Here is a 15,014-nt window from a genome sequence, read left to right as displayed (position 1 = left end):
CGCGCAAAGACGGTTTTTACCGCCCAGACCCGCCAGGCCAGAACATCCTTCATGCCAGAAACGCCAGATACGAATGCCCGTTCGCGATATTAACGCATCCAGAACCCTTCGCGTCTAAGACGGTTGCGAATGGCCTGTTCACGGCGTGGCAGATCGTTCTGGTCGAAAAGGGCGCGCGCCTTCTGGCCACGATTCTGATAAACCATGCGCTTGATCGGATCATATTGCTTGAGAACCTTCTTGATCCGGTTCGGTGCCGCCACCTCCTCCAGCGCGGCGACCACATGGTCGGCTTCGCGCGCATAGAGCATCGGAAAGAGGCGATAATGGCAACTCACCGTGCCATCAAGATACCCGTCAGGCAGGGCATCACGCCCGCCGCCAAGCCCATGGATCACCAACGGCAATGCGACCTGGTCAAGCCACGGGTCCATCACCTGCCCAATCAGTTCCGGCGGGGGATCATCGCGAATGGCCAGCGCATATGACAGGAATGTCTCGCCGAATATCCGGGGGCATTCATAAAAGAAGAACCCGGCGTTGAAATAGAGGTAGCGTCGCCAATATTCGTCCGGTTGCGACAGGTCGAGAGAACTCTCGAAATCGAGCCCGAACTTGTCATAGAGCGATTTCCATATCCGCCCGTATCCCGGCCCGTAAAGCTCGATCTGGGGCCACGTGCCCTCACGCCTCAGCGATGCGGTCGGGCGGCCGAAATCGAACGGCACCTGCATCAGGTCCCCGGTGATCAGGGTATCGGTATCGAAAAACACAAATGGTTCGCCCTCGGGCAGTGCGGCCAGGGCCTCGATCTTGTTCCCATAGGGATAGGATTCGCCGAAATAATTGTTTTCAAATGGTAATATTTCGACTTCAAGCTCGTCGAGAAGGGCCAGGACATCGCCATTTCCGATTCGCGGGTCCTTTTGCCACGCCGTGCCGGGTTGCGGCTCGGCGATGAACAGCCGTCCACGGAAATCCGGCGTGAAACGGCGCAGCGAAGCGGCGAACAGGAGCGCCTCATACTGCAACCGTCCGTTCTGGCCGACGACCATCACGTTGAATGTTTTGCCTTGTTGCGCCTTTGCGGCCATTATTTGAACTGCCCTTTGACTGCCTATCCCCACTATAGGCGAGCACGTCCGGCGCACAAAGGGCGATTGATTCATCTGTCGAGGAAAGGGATAGTCATGCTTGATCTGTTTTTCATCCTGATCGCGATCGGCCTTGGTTCAGCGAACAGCGGTAGCGGCGACACCGCGGCTGGACCGGGTGCGTTGGAAACCGTTGAATCGGGTGCATCGCCCCAGAGCTACGCGGCCGAACCGCAGGTGCCTAGCGGAAAATTCACCACGGCGACCGAGATCAAGCCAATCATGAACGCGACAAGGGCCAATTGGGTGGCGGTGCGGGAGTTTGACGGCAACGATCTGATATATATGACACATATTCTTTCGTGGCGGTGCGGGATGGTCGGGTTGAGATATGCGATCAATGACGGACCGATGCAGGATTGGCCGCTGGCTGGCTGTGACGAAGATACGGCGCAACCCAATGCGATCCCGCAGGATGCCACGATCTACGAGGTCCACCCCCTTGGGTCGATTGCCGCGGTCGAAGTGGAAATCATCTATGATGACCTGAGCCGCGACACGGCACGGTTCGACCGCAAATCAATCCTGATGCCCTGAGTGTTGCCGTCGTTTGGGATGATAGTGGTGGGCGACCTAGGAATCGAACCTAGCGTGCGTCTCCGCGAGGGAGTTACAGTCCCCTGCCACACCTTGCGGCCTGTCGCCCACTGTGTCGGCGTGATTACTTGCCAACCCCGGGGTCGTCAACAGGAAAATCCCATGATAAGCGGCGTCAAAACAGCAGTTTTTCAGAGGCGCGTATGAAGAAACCCGACTGGGTCATCGACAAGGAAAAAGCGCGCCGCGCGGCGGCTTCGGAAACCGTTTGGCTGTTCGGGCTCCATGCGGTGCGCGATGCGCTTTTGAACCCGCGCCGGGACAAACTGCGTCTCGTGGTGACTCGCAACGCCGCCGACAAACTGGCCTCAGCCATCGCGGAAAGCGACATCACGCCCGAGATTTCGGATGCCCGCAAATTCGCGGCTCCGCTCGATCCGCAATCCGTGCATCAGGGGGCCGCGCTCGAAGTCAGATCTCTCGACTGGGGGGCTTTGCCGGACCTGTGCATGGCCAGGGAAGGTCACGTGCCGCGCGTGATCTTGCTCGACCGCGTGACCGATCCGCATAACGTGGGCGCAATCCTGCGCTCGGCCGAAGTATTCGGTGCGTTGGCCGTTATCGCCCCTCGCCATCACTCGGCCCCTGAAACCGGGGCACTGGCCAAGACTGCCAGCGGTGCGCTTGAGCGCCAACCCTATCTGCGCGTGCGCAATCTTGCCCAAACGATCGAAGAACTCCGGTCGATGGGCTATCTCGTGCTGGGTCTTGATGGTGAGGCGGATCAGACCATTGAAGAGGCGCTTGAAGCGCGTCGTGACCGGCCGGTCGCGCTCGTCCTGGGCGCCGAGGGGCCGGGGCTGCGGCAAAAGACCAGGGAAACCTGCGATGCGCTTGTCCGAATTGCGTTTGCAGATGCGTTTGGATCCTTGAATGTCTCGAATGCGGCGGCTGTGGCGCTCTACGCTTCCTTGCCCCGGTAACGCGGTATTCACAGGTTTATTACATGCCCTTTATATCATCGGAATCACGCCTATCTCTTAGGCGAGGGTCGGGCACGGAACTCCCGCCCCTCTATTCACTGTCCCTCGTTCCGTGACTAGCGCCCGGTTTCGTCCGGGCGCTTTTTTTCCATGCCGGCAAAGCGTATGCAAGACGTATGAGTGAGTCGTATTCCGATGCGCATCTGCGCGACATCCTGTCCCGAACGAAGGTGATTGCCGTCGTCGGGGTTTCCATGAACGAGGTGCGGCCAAGCTTTTATGTCGCGCGATATCTCAACCTCAAGGGCTTCAGGGTTATCCCGGTCAATCCCGGCCACGCCGGCAAGGTGCTTTTCGGTGAGACGGTGCGGGCTTCGCTGTCCGAGATCGAAGACCCGGTGGACATGGTGGATATTTTTCGCCGCTCCGAACATGTGCCGCCGATTGTGGACGAGGCTCTGGAGTCGTTTCCCGACCTCCAGACAATCTGGTTGCAGATCGGTGTCGAAAGTCCCGAAGCTGCCGAAACGGCGCGCGCACGCGGCGTCGACGTGATCATGAACCGCTGTCCGAAAATCGAGTATCAGCGACTGTTCGGTGAGCTCAGGATGGGTGGGTTCAATACGGGCGTGATTTCCTCGAAATTGTAGGTTCAACACCCCTGTGCTATAAAGGCAGTCTTTGACGTCGATAAACGAATGCCCTTGCAGCAAAGGGGGAAATAAATGAAAAATGCTTCGTTATTTCTGGCATTGCTTATGACCATATTCACCATGGGCATGCCCGGATGCGCACCACCCGACGATGGAGGCTATGCCTATTCGGGCGAGTGATGGCCTTCGGACATGGCGCGCCCTTGTCGCCGTTCGGTGCGGTAAAGCCACGAAAGGGTTTCACCCCTTTGGTCGGGAGGCCTTTTCCGTCAACCCGCTTTGATTCTGGCGGCATTCAAGTTCGTGCATGACCGCATCGACCGTCACGCCTCGGGAATGGAGCATGACCAGCAGGTGAAACAGCACGTCGGCCGTTTCGGTGGTCAGCTTCTCACGATCTCCCTTGACCGCTTCGATGATTGCCTCGATGGCTTCCTCACCGAACTTCTCGGCCGCTTTCTCCGGCCCCTTGGCCAGAAGTTTCGCGGTCCAGCTTTCATCGGGTGACGCAGAGGCCCGGGCCGCGATGATCTTTTCCAAATCGTCGAGTGTCATTCGAGCCTCATGGGAATGCCGGTCGCGGCCATATGCTCCTTGGCTTGGCGGATCGTGTAATCGCCAAAATGAAAGATCGAGGCCGCGAGAACCGCATTCGCGCCGCCCTTGGTGATGCCTTCGACCAGATGATCCAGCGTGCCGACCCCGCCCGATGCAATGACTGGCACGTCAACGGCGTCGGAAATGGCGCGGGTCAGGGGCAGGTTGAAACCTGCGCGTGTGCCGTCACGATCCATCGATGTCAGCAGGATTTCACCGGCGCCTTTGCTGACAACCGTTCGGGCAAACTCCACGGCGTCAATGCCGGTCGGTTTGCGCCCGCCATGGGTAAATATCTCCCATTCTCCGGGGCTGACGGTCTTGGCGTCGATGGCGACCACGATACATTGGCTTCCGAACTGGTTGGCCGCCTCGGCCACGACGTCGGGATTTGCCACTGCGGCAGAGTTGAAACTGACCTTGTCGGCCCCGGCCAGAAGCAGCGCCCGAACATCGGCAACGCTGCGCACACCGCCGCCAACAGTGAGCGGAATGTAACATTGTTCGGCGGTTCGGCTGACGACGTCGAACATCGTCCCGCGGTTTTCATGCGTGGCATGTATGTCAAGAAAACAGATTTCGTCTGCACCAGCGTGATCGTAGGCGCGCGCCGATTCCACCGGATCGCCGGCATCGACCAGATCGACGAAATTCACCCCTTTGACCACACGGCCATCGGCAACGTCGAGACAGGGAATGATACGGGTCTTGAGCATGTTACCTCAGTATCGCCAATGCCTCGGGCAGATCAATCGCCCCGTCATAAAGCGCGCGACCGGAAATCGCGCCGTTCAACGGTGCCCCGCAATCGCGCAACGCCCTGAGGTCGTCCAGCGACGAGACCCCGCCCGATGCGATGACCGGAATGGAAACGGCATTGGCCAGCGCCGCCGTCGCCTCGATATTCGGGCCTTTCATTGCACCGTCACGCAGTATGTCGGTGTAAATAATGGCGGCAACGCCCGCATCCTCAAAGGACTTGGCAAGATCGGTCGCGTCGACATCTGTTTCCTCGGCCCAGCCTTTGGTTGCGACCTTGCCGTGGCGTGCATCAATCCCCACGGCGACCTGCCCGGGAAAACGGCGCGCGGCCTCACGCACGAGGTTCGGATTCTCGACGGCCACGGTGCCGAGTATCACCCGGGTCAGCCCCTTGGACAGCCATCGTTCGATCGTTTCCATGTTGCGAATGCCGCCGCCCAGTTGTGTGGGCAGATCGGTTTGCGCAAGGATCGCCTCGACGGCGGACGCGTTGACCGGCTCGCCGGCGAAAGCGCCGTTGAGATCGACAAGGTGCAGCCATTCACAGCCCGCCCGCATGAAATCGAGCGCCTGAGCGGCAGGGTTTTCGTTGAACACTGTCGAGCGGTTCATTTCACCATGCACAAGCCGCACGGCGTGGCCGTCCTTGAGGTCGATCGCGGGGTAGAGGATCATGACTTGCCGCCCTTTTTACTGCCTTCGCGCTTTGGCATGGTCCTGCGGAAAATGCAACGTGACCCAAGGAGAGGCTTGATTGCGACGGGGATGCCGCGCGAGGATCATTGAGGTATCATCGGGAGGTATGGATATGAAGAGAGTGATCATGGCCGCTGTAGCGGCGGCGTTATCGGCGGGGATGGCCGCGGCCGATCCTGCGGAAGGCATGTGGAAAACCGAGGTGGATGACGGGTCTTACGCACATATCGCGATGAAACCCTGCGGTGAAAATATTTGCGGGACCATTGCCCGGACGTTCAACTCGGATGGTGAATACAATTCGCCCAACAAGGGCAAGGTTCTCGTGCGGAACATGAAGCCTAGTGGTGATGGGAGCTATAGTGGACGGGTTTGGCGCCCGTCGAATGACAAGATTTATATCGGCAAGATGCAGGTCAAGGGCAACAGCCTGACGCTCAAGGGATGTGTGGCCGGTGGGCTGATTTGTTCGAGCCAGAAATGGACCCGGGTGAAGTAACCCGGACAAGGCATGACATGCGGACACACCGCTTTGCGAAACCAATGATAGGTCGAATCATGGAGGTGGTGTAGACATATGACCTGATCGGTCTGAAACGATAAGGTAAGGATATGCCGTATCTGCAGCATCCGATACTTGTTGCGGCAATCACATTCGCACTCTGGAGTGGCTTGGCTCATGGCGACGGATTGCCGGGGCTTTGGGTGACCGGGCCCGACTACAAGGGACAGGTCGGGCATGTTTCGATTTCGCCTTGCGGCGGGGCGCTTTGTGGAACGGTCACGCGGGCCTTTGACGAGGCCGGGCAACCGGTCAAGACACCCAATGTGGGCAAACGGGTCATCTGGGATGTCACCGGAACGGGTGATGGCCGCTACGAGGGTCTGATGCACATAAGCCAATTGGGCGCGACGGTGCGCGGAACATTTGAACTCAATGGCCCTCGACTCAAGGTGCGCGGATGCCTTGGCCCGGTTTGCCAGGCTCAGACATGGACCCGAGTCGAATGATCAGGGTCGCCACTTGAGAAAATTCTCGATGATGCGAAGGCCGGTCGTCTGGCTTTTCTCGGGGTGGAATTGCAGGCCGATGATGTTGTCGCGACCGACGATGGCCGTGATCTCTTCGCCATAATCGACATGGGCGATCCGTTCATCTGGATCGGTGACGCGGAAATGGTAGGAATGCACGAAATACGCGTGGCAGCCGGTGTCGATCCCGTTGAGAACAGGGTGCGGCCGGTCAATCACAAGGTCGTTCCACCCCATATGTGGCACTTTGAGTAATACGTCTTCGGGTTCGATCCGGCCCACCTCGCCGCCGATCCAGTCGAACCCGGGTGTTTCCTGATATTCCAGACCCTTGGTCGCCATCATCTGCATTCCGATGCAGATGCCCATGAAAGGCTTGGCACGGGTGATCACGGATTCCTCGATGGCCTCGAAAACGCCACGGTGGTCGAACAGTGCCTTGCGGCAAGCCGGAAAGGCCCCGTCGCCCGGAAGGACAATCCGATCCGCAACGCGGATCAGGTCGGGATCGGATGTGACATGCACCTCGCCCGCGCCGGTTTCGAGCGCCATGCGCTGAAAGGCCTTCTCGGCGGAATGCAGGTTGCCGGATTCATAGTCGATGATGGCCGTGATCATTTGAACTAGAGCGCCCCTTTTGTCGAAGGAACGGTGTCGGCCTTTCGCGGGTCCGTTTCGACCGCGTCACGCAACGCGCGTGCGACCGCCTTGAATGCCGCCTCGGCGATGTGGTGGCTGTTCAGACCGTGCAATGCCTCAACATGGAGGGTGATGCCACCATGCGTGCTGAGTGCCTGAAAAAACTCGCGCACCAACTCGGTGTCGAATGTTCCGATCTTGGTCGTCGGGAAATCGACATCCCAGACCAGATAGGGCCGTCCCGAAAGATCAAGCGCCGCCCGGACCAAGGCATCGTCCATCGGCAGCAGGCAAGAACCATAGCGGTGGATGCCGCGTTTATCACCAAGGGCCTGCGTCAGTGCCTGACCGATTGTAATTCCGACATCCTCGACCGTGTGGTGATCGTCAATGTGCAGATCGCCCTTGCAGCGCACTGTCATGTCAATCAACGAATGCCGGGCGAGCTGGTCCAGCATGTGATCGAAGAAGCCGACCCCGGTTTCATTGTCATAGCTGCCTTCCCCGTTGATATCGAGATCGACGCTGATGTTGGTCTCAGCCGTCTCGCGGGTGATCTGGGCCTTGCGCATCTGTGGTCCCTTCCGGTTTTCTGCGCTCGTTATACGCAGCCGGTTGAGCGCTTCCAAGTGCCCGGGTTCCTATCTGGTGCGATCGGGTCGGGGTGTAGCGCATCTGCATGTTCCCTTTTTACGGGAAATGTTGTTTTCTTGATTTGATTGCTTGTTGGGGTGGCTTGATTATGCGTCGTTATTTTCTAGGCCTCGGGTTGTTTTTCATCCTTCTGTCCGCATGCACCCAGGTCGACAAGGTGCATCGTCTTATTTCCCCCGAGAATGATCTCTGCCTGCCACTTTATCGAATTGGGCCGGACAATCTCGAAGCTCCGCGCCTGTTTGCCGGGCAGGATCACCCAATGCGGTGCTATCTGCAACAGCATGAGCTTCCTGTCATGCGCGATGCGTCAGGATTGTCCATGTGGGCGCGCGAAGCTGATCACCACGGGGCGGCTTTGCGCAACCCTGATCGCTACGCGCTGGCCTTTGTCGAGATGCATGACGAAAACCGCCTCCAGATGCAGGGACAACTGGATCAGTTGATCGAACATCTTGCGCGGAATCGTGCGTCGGGACGTCAGAACTATGTGGTGGCCTATATTCACGGTTGGCGACATGATGCGGCGATCCGGGATGGCGACCTTCAGAAATTTCGCCGCCTTCTGGGGTATTCCCGTGCGGCGATGAACGCGCGCTGCATCCAGAAAGCGCAATATTGTGATGCCGATTTGACCGGCGTATTCGTTGCCTGGCGCGGGCGCTCCTTCGCGGAACCGCCGCTTCAGGTCGATGCTGCGATGAGCCCCTATGTTCTGGGCGCTGTTCCGACGTTCTGGGGGCGTCGAGACGTCTCGACCCGATTGGGGGATGAATGGCGCGGGCACGCAGTTCTCGGACAGGTGCTCGACCGGATCGAGCACGTGCTTGACCGTGCCCCGGGCGATCCGCGCCGCGACAAGTTTCTGGTGTTTGCCCATTCGCTGGGTGGCAACATGTTGGCGTCGTTGATGGAAAAGCGCGCTCTGGAGGCAATCGACGCGCACCGAATGCCCACGTGGGATGGCGGGTTCGGCGCGCGGATGAAGCCGATCATCGGTGATCTTGTGGTCCTGGTCAATCCGGCCGCGGAAGCCCGCAAGTGGACATCGCTCCAGCGGGCCGAACGGGTGAAGGCCGGATTTGACCCGGGCGAGAACTATCTTGCGTCATATGGGTCTGGAACAACGACCTACAGCCCCCGAATTGGCAAGAAGATGCGTCGCTGGCGGGGCATGTATCCCCTTGATCAACGCCCGATTTACCTCACCATCACATCGGTTCGAAACTGGGGCTTTTCGGCAGGATTGGAGCGTCCGACCGAACATGACGAGGTGACTCGCGGGGTTTTTTCCCTTGCACAGCGGGTCGCGGGCAAGACATCCCGCGAGGATCAGGCAACGATCGGGCACCTGACCCCGCAATATGCCAAAGATCAGCCACGGTGGGTTCTCGAAGGAGACCCGGTTGGCGCCAGCCACGAAATCGCCGTCTTGCGTGGGGCATGGCGGGACGGGCGTTTTCATGAAAGTAGTTATGCCAATGCGGCCAATCCTGATCTGAGTTGGTGCGATCCGGCGAATGGCTGGCTGATCAATGCGCGCAGCCGTCCGGGGATGAGCAAGTATGGTCATGAATGGGATTATGGTCTTGCCCCGGAAGTGGTCGAAGGCTTGAGTGCATCGAGCCGCGCAAAGGTGTTGAAAGCCGTGGAAAATATCGCGCGCGGACGCAACGGCGCATCGGTGCAATGGAGGCATGCGCTTTATCTGCCGGGCATGAAGAATCGGTTTTCCGTGGCGACGGGAACCAGCCCCTTCTGGAATGTTCGGGCGCTCGATACCGCGATTCGTCGCCATGACAAATGGGCCAGCTATCCGACATGGTGCGCCATCAATCAGATCGTTCTGGATGATGTGACTGGCCAAACCCGAGCGGATGCCGATGTCCGTAAGCTTGAAGCTGTCGTGGAGGGGCTCGAGGCGCAGAAGCCGGTGGCAGAAGGCGTGGCGGCGGAAAAGATTCGGGCCGATTGATATTGCCGGGCGGCACGGGGATTGTGCAGCGCCCTTGCGCGTGTCAGTTTGTTGATGACGCTGCAAGAAAGGGACTTTGATGAGCTCTTGTGTTTTCGTTCAACTTCGCTGCAAACCCGGAACGACCTACAAGGTGGCCGAGGAGATCGTGTTGCGCGAGGTGCATTCGGAGTTGTATTCGACCAGCGGAAATTATGACCTGATCCTGAAAATGTATATTCCCAAGGATCAGGATGTGGGCAAATTCATCAATGACAAGTTGCTCGATATCGAAGGGATCGAACGGTCGTTGACGACACTGACCTTCAACGCGTTCTGACGTTCACAGGGGCAGAACAAGGTCATCATAAACGAAAAGGGCGCGGTCATCACCGCGCCTTTTTCGGTCCCCCTTGGGAAAATTGGAGCGGGCGATGAGATTCGAACTCACGACCCTTACCTTGGCAAGGTAATGCTCTACCCCTGAGCTACGCCCGCGTCCTTGGGTGACGCGGAGATATGAAATCTAACCGGGGGCTGCAAGAGAAAAAACGCGCCCCGGCCCAAGTTTTTCAAGATCCTGTGCCGGGCACTCTTTGGGAGGCGCGCTCTATTCCTCCAACTCGATCAAGAGATCCTTGGCATCGATCTGACCGCCGGGTGCGACATGAACCGACTTAACGGTGCCGGTGCGCTCCGCGTGGATGCCGGTTTCCATCTTCATGGCCTCGATGGTCAACAGAAGATCCCCCTCTTTGACAGGCTGCCCCGCCGCAACCACGACACTGGCCACGACGCCGGGCATGGGTGCGCCGACATGGTTCGGGTTTCCGACCTCGGCCTTTGGGCGCGCGGCAGTCTGGGCTTTCACAAGCCGGTTCGGAACACGGATGACGCGGGGCTGGCCATTCAGTTCGAAAAACACCTTCACATCGCCGTCTTCGCCCGTCTCGCCGATGGCCTGAAGCCGGATTTCGAGCGTCTTGCCGGGATCAATTTCGGCGCTGATCTCTTCTCCGGGTTCCATGCCGTAAAAGAAGGTTTTCGTGGGCAGGGTCCGCACCGGGCCATAGATGCGGTGGCGCCCCATGTAGTCGAGGAAAACCTTGGGATACATCAGGTATCCATTGAGATCTTCGGTATCGGTCTTGAGGCCTTCCAACTCCTCTGCGAGCTTCTTGTGTGCCGCGGCAAGGTCGACCGGTGCAAGGTGCTTGCCCGGGCGTTCGTTGTTGGGTTTTTCGGTCTTGAGAACCTTCTTGACGATGCTTTGGGGAAATCCGCCCGGTGGTTGGCCAAGATTTCCGCGCATCATGTCGATGACCGAGTCGGGGAACGCGACATCGGTTTCGGGGTCTTCGACATCGGCACGGTTGAGACCCTGGCTGACCATCATCAACGCCATGTCGCCAACGACCTTGGAGGATGGCGTGACCTTGACGATATCGCCGAACATGCGGTTCACGTCGGCATAGGCCTGCGCCACTTCGGGCCAGCGTTCTTCAAGCCCGAGCGAGCGCGCCTGTGCCTTGAGGTTGGTGAACTGGCCGCCTGGCATCTCGTGCAGGTAGACCTCGGACGCCGGAGCCTGAAGGCCGCTTTCGAAGGCACTGTATTGCGTGCGAACTGCTTCCCAATAGTGAGAGATTTCGCGGATGGATGCGATGTCGAGACCGGTGTCGCGTTCGCTATGGGCCAGTGCCTCGACGATCGAACCGAGGCACGGCTGCGAAGTGCCGCCGGAAAACGCATCCATCGCAGCGTCCGCGGCGTCCACTCCGGCCTCGGCCGCAGCCAGGACGGTGGCACCGGCGATGCCGCTCGTGTCATGGGTGTGAAAGTGGATCGGCAACCCGACCTCTTCCTTCAGCGCCTTGAAAAGGGCGCGCGCGGCGGATGGTTTGAGGAGCCCGGCCATGTCCTTGAGGCCCAGAACATGCGCTCCTGCTGCTTCGAGTTCCTTGGCCATGCCGACATAATATTTCAGGTCGTACTTTGCGCGGTCCGGGTCGAGAATATCGCCGGTATAGCAAATAGCCGCCTCGCAGACTCGGTCGTTTTCGACCACCGCATCCATGGCCACGCGCATGTTCTCGACCCAGTTGAGACTGTCGAAGACGCGGAAAACGTCGATCCCGGTTTCCGCTGCCTGGCGCACGAATTCCTGCACTACATTGTCTGGGTAGTTGGTATAGCCCACCCCGTTGGATGCGCGCAAAAGCATCTGTGTCAGCAGGTTCGGCATGCGCGTGCGCAAATCGCGCAGGCGCTGCCACGGGCATTCCTGCAGGAAGCGATAGGCGACATCGAAGGTGGCGCCGCCCCAGCATTCGACCGAGAAAAGCTGTGGCAGGTTCGCGGCATAGGCGGGTGCGATCTTGATCATGTCGATCGAGCGCATCCGCGTCGCCAGAAGCGATTGATGCCCGTCGCGCATGGTTGTGTCGGTCAGCAGCAACCGCCTTTGCGCTTTCATCCAGTCAGCGACGGCCTGGGGGCCCTTTTCGTCGAGCAGATTCTTGGTGCCAAAAGGGGCGAGCCCCGCGGGCACGTGGGGCGGGCGCGGGGGCTTCATCCCGGCGGGCGGTTTCGGTCGGCCCTGGGTTTCCGGATGACCGTTGACCGAGATGTCGGCGATATAGGTCAGAACCTTGGTGCCCCTGTCGCGGCGCTTCTTGAAATTGAAAAGCGCGGGCGTCTCGTCGATGAACTTGGTCGTGTATTCATTCGACAGAAACGTCGGATGCTTCAGCAGGTTCTCGACAAAGGCAATATTGGTCGAGACCCCGCGAATACGGAATTCGCGCAACGCACGATCCATCCTCGCGATGGCCATCTTAGGTGTCGGTGCCCACGCGGTGATCTTGGTCAGAAGGCTGTCGTAATAGCGCGTGATCACGCCACCGGCATAGGCCGTGCCGCCATCGAGCCGGATGCCCATGCCCGTGGCCGAGCGATAGGCAGTGATGCGGCCGTAATCGGGGATGAAGTTGTTCTGCGGGTCTTCGGTCGTCACCCGGCATTGCAGGGCGTGACCATTCAAGGTGACGTGATCCTGGTCGGGCTTTCCGGTCGCCTCCGCGATGGTTTTCCCTTCGGCGATAAGGATTTGCGCACGAACGATGTCGATGCCCGTCACCTCTTCGGTGACGGTATGTTCGACCTGCACGCGCGGGTTCACCTCGATGAAGTAGAACTGGCTGGTGTCCATATCCATCAGGAATTCGACCGTGCCGGCACATTCGTAATTCACATGCTTGCAGATCTTGTAGCCAAGCTCGCAGATCTCAGTGCGTTGAAGATCGGTCAGATAGGGGGCGGGGGCACGTTCCACGACCTTCTGATTGCGGCGCTGGACCGAGCAATCGCGCTCGAAAAGGTGATACATGCCGCCATGCTTGTCGCCCAGAATCTGAACCTCGACATGGCGGGCGCGGGTGATCATCTTTTCCAGGTAGCCCTCGCCATTGCCAAAAGCGGCCTCGGCCTCGCGACGGCCTTCGAGCACCTTTTCCTCAAGTTCTTCCGGCCTGGTGATCGGGCGCATGCCGCGACCGCCACCACCCCAGCTTGCCTTGAGCATCAAGGGATAGCCGACCGTGGCGGCCTCGGCGCGGATCGCGTCCATATCGTCACCCAGAACCTCGGTCGCCGGGATCACCGGCACGCCGGCCTCAACCGCCACGCGCCGTGCGCTGGCCTTGTCACCAAGGGCGCGCATGGTCTCGGCCCTGGGGCCGATGAAGGCGATACCATTCTGGTCGCAAGCATCTACGAAATCGGGGTTTTCCGAGAGAAGCCCGTAGCCCGGATGGATCGCGTCGGCGCCGCTTGCCTTGGCCACGCGGATGATTTCGTCAATCGCGAGATAGGCGGCAACCGGACCGAGCCCTTCGCCGATGCGATAGGCTTCGTCCGCTTTGAACCGGTGCAGCGATAACTTGTCCTCTTCGGCAAAGACGGCGACGGTGCGTTTGCCCATTTCGTTGACAGCACGCATGACGCGGATGGCGATTTCGCCCCGGTTCGCGATGAGGATTTTGTTGAATTCGGCCATGTTTTGCTGGGTCCCTCGAGCCTTGAACATACAGGTTCACACGCATTGCTAGCGTGATGCCGCAGTGCAGCGCAATACACGTGCTGCAATATTCCTGTAACATTGGCGGTCTGGGCCGTGTCCCGTTCACGACCGGTTTTGAACAAGGCGCGACGGAAGGTCGGTAAATCGTTGGATGCCGATCTGTCCCATGTTCGACACGATATCGCGGGTGAACATGTCGAGCAGGTGGTCGGGGCCGCGCGTTCCGAGCGCCGCCAGCGCGTAGTGCCAGGCCCGGCCCATCATCACGAAATCCGCACCGAGCGCCAATGCCCGCAGGATGTCGAGCCCTCCGGCGATGCCGCTGTCGAAGATGATTGGCAGGTCGGTCGCTTCGCGCATCGTGGGAAGAACCTCGATGCTTGCAGGCGCACCATCGAATTGCCGACCAGCGTGGTTCGAGAGCCAGACCCCGTCAACACCTTGATCTGCAAGATGTTTTGCCTCGTTCGGGTCCATCACACCCTTGAGGACAAGTGGCCCATCCCATGCCTCGCGCAGCGCGGCGAGGTAGGCCGCGTCGGGCGATGTGCGCAGCAGGTAGCCGATATGTTCGGTCGATGGCAGCGAGCGGTTGTCATCGACATAGGTTTCAATCGTTTTCAGCCGCGGGCGGCCTTGTCTGAGCGTGCCCAATGCCCATTCGGGGCGTTGCATCACCTGCCACAGGAGCCGCGGAGTGAGCCGCGGCGGTTGGGTCAGGCCCGAGCGTGTCTGTCGTTCGCGGCGCGAGGCGACCGGCACATCGACTGTCATCGCCAGGACCTTGAACCCGGCGTCTTTCACCCGTCCGACCAGATCGCGCATCACCCCGGGGTCCTTGGGGGGGTAAAGCTGAAACCAGGCATGATCGCCCAGAACGGGCGCGACATCCTCGGGCGTCTGACTGGCGACGGTGGAGAGGCAATAGGGGATGCCCGCCCGCGCCGCAGTTTTCGCCAGAAGTTTTTCCGCATTGGGCCAGATCAGACCGGACATGCCAACCGGCGCGATGCCAAATGGTAGCGCGATTTCCTTATCGAAAAGTTTAACCGACAGTTCGGGCGTCATGGTGCCGCGCAGGATCGAGGGGTGAAACAGCACCTCGTCGAGTTTTTCCCGGTTGCGGCGCAGGGTCGTTTCGCTGCCTGTGCCGCTGTCGAGATACTCGAAGACGAAATGCGGAATGCGTTGACGCGCGCGGGTGGCAAGATCGGGCAGGCCCGGGTATTTCGTGTGCAAATCCATGCACGTATTTGTTGGCGCGATGGGCGG

At 59.4% G+C, this 15,014-nt stretch carries 15 protein-coding genes and 2 tRNA genes; 7 read left to right on the top strand and 10 right to left on the bottom strand.

Translation table 11 applies throughout. The features are described from left to right. Positions 1–89: 89 nt before the first annotated feature. Positions 90–1,094: a GT-B fold glycosyltransferase domain-containing protein gene (locus FLO80_RS04310; protein WP_111363562.1), complete on the bottom strand. Its 1,005-nt coding sequence runs from the start codon at positions 1,092–1,094 to the stop codon at positions 90–92. 96 nt (positions 1,095–1,190) lie between these two features. On the opposite strand from FLO80_RS04310, the gene FLO80_RS04305 reads away from it, so the two are divergent. Beyond that, positions 1,191–1,691 (top strand): hypothetical protein, encoded by a 501-nt coding sequence (locus FLO80_RS04305; protein ID WP_111363564.1) that lies wholly within the window; start codon positions 1,191–1,193, stop codon positions 1,689–1,691. Positions 1,692–1,716: 25 nt separating this feature from the next. On the opposite strand, the gene FLO80_RS04300 is transcribed toward FLO80_RS04305, so the two are convergent. After that, positions 1,717–1,800, bottom strand: a tRNA-Tyr gene (locus FLO80_RS04300). A gap of 94 nt (positions 1,801–1,894) precedes the next feature. On the opposite strand from FLO80_RS04300, the gene rlmB reads away from it, so the two are divergent. Next, positions 1,895–2,674, top strand: a complete 780-nt coding sequence (gene rlmB / locus FLO80_RS04295; protein ID WP_111363566.1) for a 23S rRNA (guanosine(2251)-2'-O)-methyltransferase RlmB — start codon at positions 1,895–1,897, stop codon at positions 2,672–2,674. A 176-nt stretch (positions 2,675–2,850) separates the two neighbouring features. Next, positions 2,851–3,324, top strand: coding sequence for a CoA-binding protein (locus FLO80_RS04290; RefSeq protein ID WP_111363568.1), 474 nt, complete (start codon positions 2,851–2,853; stop codon positions 3,322–3,324). A gap of 243 nt (positions 3,325–3,567) precedes the next feature. On the opposite strand, the gene FLO80_RS04285 is transcribed toward FLO80_RS04290, so the two are convergent. The 3 genes from FLO80_RS04285 to hisA are packed head-to-tail and all read right to left on the bottom strand — an operon-like array spanning position 3,568 to position 5,361. After that, entirely contained in the window at positions 3,568–3,882 is a 315-nt protein-coding gene (locus FLO80_RS04285) for a phosphoribosyl-ATP diphosphatase (protein ID WP_111363570.1), read from the bottom strand. Further along, on the bottom strand, positions 3,879–4,640 hold the full coding sequence (hisF, locus tag FLO80_RS04280; RefSeq protein WP_111363572.1) for an imidazole glycerol phosphate synthase subunit HisF: 762 nt from the start codon (positions 4,638–4,640) through the stop codon (positions 3,879–3,881). Before hisF ends, FLO80_RS04285 begins: the two co-directional genes overlap by 4 nt. A gap of 1 nt (position 4,641) precedes the next feature. Beyond that, positions 4,642–5,361 carry a 1-(5-phosphoribosyl)-5-[(5-phosphoribosylamino)methylideneamino]imidazole-4-carboxamide isomerase gene (hisA, locus tag FLO80_RS04275; RefSeq protein WP_111363574.1) on the bottom strand — a complete coding sequence of 240 codons (720 nt, stop codon included), beginning with the start codon at positions 5,359–5,361 and terminating at the stop codon, positions 4,642–4,644. A 133-nt stretch (positions 5,362–5,494) separates the two neighbouring features. Between hisA and FLO80_RS04270 the strand changes: the two genes are divergently transcribed. Together FLO80_RS04270 and FLO80_RS04265 are read left to right on the top strand one after the other, a co-directional pair. Then, positions 5,495–5,881, top strand: a complete 387-nt coding sequence (locus tag FLO80_RS04270) for a DUF2147 domain-containing protein (RefSeq protein WP_111364084.1) — start codon at positions 5,495–5,497, stop codon at positions 5,879–5,881. Between the two features lie 113 nt (positions 5,882–5,994). After that, entirely contained in the window at positions 5,995–6,393 is a 399-nt protein-coding gene (locus tag FLO80_RS04265) for a DUF2147 domain-containing protein (RefSeq protein ID WP_111363576.1), read from the top strand. Here FLO80_RS04265 and hisH read toward each other — a convergent pair whose 3' ends face one another. Beyond that, a complete protein-coding gene (gene hisH, locus FLO80_RS04260) occupies positions 6,394–7,032 on the bottom strand; it encodes an imidazole glycerol phosphate synthase subunit HisH (protein ID WP_111363578.1) in 639 nt (212 codons plus the stop codon). 5 nt (positions 7,033–7,037) lie between these two features. Further along, a complete protein-coding gene (gene hisB / locus FLO80_RS04255) occupies positions 7,038–7,625 on the bottom strand; it encodes an imidazoleglycerol-phosphate dehydratase HisB (RefSeq protein WP_111363580.1) in 588 nt (195 codons plus the stop codon). A gap of 344 nt (positions 7,626–7,969) precedes the next feature. Between hisB and FLO80_RS04245 the strand changes: the two genes are divergently transcribed. Together FLO80_RS04245 and FLO80_RS04240 are read left to right on the top strand one after the other, a co-directional pair. Beyond that, positions 7,970–9,682, top strand: coding sequence for a hypothetical protein (locus FLO80_RS04245; protein WP_188078211.1), 1,713 nt, complete (start codon positions 7,970–7,972; stop codon positions 9,680–9,682). A gap of 79 nt (positions 9,683–9,761) precedes the next feature. Continuing rightward, positions 9,762–10,001: an Lrp/AsnC ligand binding domain-containing protein gene (locus FLO80_RS04240; RefSeq protein ID WP_111363586.1), complete on the top strand. Its 240-nt coding sequence runs from the start codon at positions 9,762–9,764 to the stop codon at positions 9,999–10,001. Between the two features lie 83 nt (positions 10,002–10,084). Here FLO80_RS04240 and FLO80_RS04235 read toward each other — a convergent pair. The 3 genes from FLO80_RS04235 to FLO80_RS04225 all read right to left on the bottom strand — a co-directional run bounded on the left by FLO80_RS04235 (position 10,085) and on the right by FLO80_RS04225 (position 14,987). Then, a tRNA-Gly gene (locus tag FLO80_RS04235) sits at positions 10,085–10,159 on the bottom strand. Positions 10,160–10,271: 112 nt separating this feature from the next. Beyond that, a complete protein-coding gene (locus tag FLO80_RS04230) occupies positions 10,272–13,718 on the bottom strand; it encodes a pyruvate carboxylase (RefSeq protein WP_111363588.1) in 3,447 nt (1,148 codons plus the stop codon). 126 nt (positions 13,719–13,844) lie between these two features. Continuing rightward, entirely contained in the window at positions 13,845–14,987 is a 1,143-nt protein-coding gene (locus tag FLO80_RS04225; RefSeq protein ID WP_111363590.1) for an alpha-hydroxy acid oxidase, read from the bottom strand. Between the last annotated feature and the right edge of the window lie 27 nt (positions 14,988–15,014).

The organism is Aquicoccus porphyridii (genome assembly GCF_008369105.1).
Taxonomy (GTDB): Bacteria; Pseudomonadota; Alphaproteobacteria; order Rhodobacterales; family Rhodobacteraceae; genus Aquicoccus; species Aquicoccus porphyridii.
Note: the sequence above shows the minus strand (reverse complement) of the source record. Positions and strands in the feature narration are given on the sequence as shown.

Excerpts from the sequence above, each read along its gene's own strand:
- FLO80_RS04225 (WP_111363590.1), bottom strand. The coding sequence starts at position 14,987 with ATGGATTTGCACACGAAATACCCGGGCCTGCCCGATCTTGCCACCCGC.
- hisH (WP_111363578.1), bottom strand. The coding sequence starts at position 7,032 with ATGATCACGGCCATCATCGACTATGAATCCGGCAACCTGCATTCCGCC.
- hisB (WP_111363580.1), bottom strand. The coding sequence starts at position 7,625 with ATGCGCAAGGCCCAGATCACCCGCGAGACGGCTGAGACCAACATCAGC.
- FLO80_RS04290 (WP_111363568.1), top strand. The coding sequence starts at position 2,851 with ATGAGTGAGTCGTATTCCGATGCGCATCTGCGCGACATCCTGTCCCGA.
- FLO80_RS04305 (WP_111363564.1), top strand. The coding sequence starts at position 1,191 with ATGCTTGATCTGTTTTTCATCCTGATCGCGATCGGCCTTGGTTCAGCG.
- FLO80_RS04285 (WP_111363570.1), bottom strand. The coding sequence starts at position 3,882 with ATGACACTCGACGATTTGGAAAAGATCATCGCGGCCCGGGCCTCTGCG.
- FLO80_RS04245 (WP_188078211.1), top strand. The coding sequence starts at position 7,970 with ATGCGGTGCTATCTGCAACAGCATGAGCTTCCTGTCATGCGCGATGCG.
- hisF (WP_111363572.1), bottom strand. The coding sequence starts at position 4,640 with ATGCTCAAGACCCGTATCATTCCCTGTCTCGACGTTGCCGATGGCCGT.
- FLO80_RS04265 (WP_111363576.1), top strand. The coding sequence starts at position 5,995 with ATGCCGTATCTGCAGCATCCGATACTTGTTGCGGCAATCACATTCGCA.
- FLO80_RS04230 (WP_111363588.1), bottom strand. The coding sequence starts at position 13,718 with ATGGCCGAATTCAACAAAATCCTCATCGCGAACCGGGGCGAAATCGCC.
- hisA (WP_111363574.1), bottom strand. The coding sequence starts at position 5,361 with ATGATCCTCTACCCCGCGATCGACCTCAAGGACGGCCACGCCGTGCGG.
- FLO80_RS04310 (WP_111363562.1), bottom strand. The coding sequence starts at position 1,094 with ATGGCCGCAAAGGCGCAACAAGGCAAAACATTCAACGTGATGGTCGTC.
- FLO80_RS04270 (WP_111364084.1), top strand. The coding sequence starts at position 5,495 with ATGAAGAGAGTGATCATGGCCGCTGTAGCGGCGGCGTTATCGGCGGGG.
- FLO80_RS04240 (WP_111363586.1), top strand. The coding sequence starts at position 9,762 with ATGAGCTCTTGTGTTTTCGTTCAACTTCGCTGCAAACCCGGAACGACC.
- rlmB (WP_111363566.1), top strand. The coding sequence starts at position 1,895 with ATGAAGAAACCCGACTGGGTCATCGACAAGGAAAAAGCGCGCCGCGCG.